This window comes from Bradyrhizobium sp. 33ap4 (assembly GCF_032654765.1).
GTDB lineage: Bacteria > Pseudomonadota > Alphaproteobacteria > Rhizobiales > Xanthobacteraceae > Bradyrhizobium > Bradyrhizobium australafricanum.
The window spans coordinates 1-588 of sequence record NZ_JAUMTJ010000253.1; the positions used below are offsets into that span (position 1 = coordinate 1).

1 protein-coding gene is annotated in these 588 nt (G+C 48.3%); it reads right to left on the minus strand.

All coding sequences use genetic code 11. From position 1 onward, the window contains the following. Positions 1 to 13: 13 nt before the first annotated feature. Entirely contained in the window at positions 14 to 520 is a 507-nt protein-coding gene (locus tag Q2M23_RS44450) for a reverse transcriptase domain-containing protein (protein ID WP_410469858.1), read from the minus strand. Positions 521 to 588: the final 68 nt, after the last annotated feature.

Below are 588 nucleotides of genomic sequence, written 5' to 3' on the forward strand. Positions count from 1 at the left end.
CACACCTCATCGGTTAGTACGTTGAATTCCTAATAAAAGTATATATACTCCTTTGTGACCGACTGATGTGGGTCCTTGTACACGGAAGCACTTGCAAATAATAGCTTACACAAGATGCAAGGAAGGTGTTTGCTATATAGGCACGCCCAAAGATTGAGAAGTTCAAAGGCTTCCATGCGGATACCACCTGACGAAGCCGACTTAGAAAAGATGTCCAAAAGGGTCCTGATACTTGTGCATGGTTCAACACAATCCCCAAATATTTTGGTGCTTCTGTAGACCACGATAGGTTGGCAAGGGAAGTCGGCTGCGACTGCCATTGCCCTAACCACGATCCAGAGCATTTAGTCCAACTAACGCGAGCACCACTAGCATCACAAAACCGACGCACATGACATAGGGCACGATGGACGCTACCAACTGTTCCGCAGAAAAAAGTAACATCATCGGCGTACGCCAGGACTTTAACTTCAAACGCGTGAATCCACGGACCAACGGGTCCCCCAGGACTGACCGACACAAGGGTTCAATGTAAAACGCAAAAAGCAGGGGTGAAAGTGGGCACCCCTGTCGAACAGAAGACTGCAC